Source organism: Microcoleus sp. AT3-D2, from assembly GCF_036705715.1.
Taxonomy (GTDB): domain Bacteria; phylum Cyanobacteriota; class Cyanobacteriia; order Cyanobacteriales; family Microcoleaceae; genus Microcoleus.
The window spans coordinates 1-1,134 of the sequence record NZ_JAUBVE010000215.1 but is presented as its reverse complement, the minus strand read 5'-3'; the positions used below and the strand labels follow the sequence as shown (position 1 = coordinate 1,134).

At 40.7% G+C, this 1,134-nt stretch carries 1 pseudogene; it reads right to left on the bottom strand.

The window, feature by feature from the left end:
- Positions 1–28: 28 nt before the first annotated feature.
- A pseudogene (locus tag QUB44_RS30985) lies at positions 29–1,134 on the bottom strand (hypothetical protein); the annotation flags it as partial.

Genomic DNA, 1,134 nt, shown 5'->3' with positions numbered 1-1,134 from the left:
GTATCGGCTCAATAAGTAGGGGTAGCAGTTATTCTAGTTGCCAAGACAAGCCCAAGGGATGAAGAGAAGACTTGGAGCGAATAATAGTGGAGAGAGAGGGAATGATTCCAAGTTGAGAAATTCGGTCACGGACATAATCAAAAAAACTGATTCCCAACTGACGAGTAGTGGCAACAAGAGACATAAAAGTATCCCAAGCCTGAGTACCCTCAATCGTTTGAGTTGCATAGCTAATATTACGTCGCTGCACCATAGTTCTGGCAGCTAACTCAGCCGGATTATTGTGTAAAGGTAATTCAGGATGCTCTAAAACCCTGAGCAACTCCGATACTTTTGTAGCAGTTAATTGTTTGCGTTCATCCAACAATTCATAACCGCTTTTAGTTGTAAAAAGTAGCCAAAATTTAGACTTTAATTGGCGTGCCGCTTCTGCACTAGGAGCATCTTTGTCAGCTAATAATTCCCGATAATAATCCCAAAAATCTTCGATAAATTTCTCTAAAATTACTTGATGGCAAGCGAATACTGGGCTTAACTTCTTGTAATGCCTTCCCTCCTGTACCCAACATAAAGCTCGATTAGCAGTGATTAACTTGAATTGGGGGGCATCATCACAACAGAGAGTTTGTACGACTGGGCAATCTGTTTGCTGATGATAGAAAGCAATAGCTGCTGCTTCCTTAATCCGGGTCAGTTGTTGATCACCCAGTTTTGGTACATAATTATTGAGTAGGTGATTAAACTGTGCCTCACTCAATACAGTTTCTTGAGGTAATAGCTTGAGAGCATTCTGCCATTTAATCGGGATTTTGAAGTCCTGAATTAGTGAGAATGTCAGTGGATTCAGCATAAATTCTAGTTCTCGTCCTGGCTGTAATCCTTTCAGTACGGTCAGTCGGTCTTTATTCGCTGTCGTAAAGTAGACTGTATATAAAGGGTTGCAGATGACATTGGTGGTATAGTTTACTCCACCCACACGCGCACCTGTTTGGTCGAAGTGTTGCCAAGGACTACTAGCTAGTCCTGAATCATAAACTTCTTTTTTCTCGGTTTCAAAACCTGAGTGGTTTTTGATTAACAGGTTGGATAAATAACCTGCTGAAATGGAAATATCTAAATCTGCTAAAAATTCTA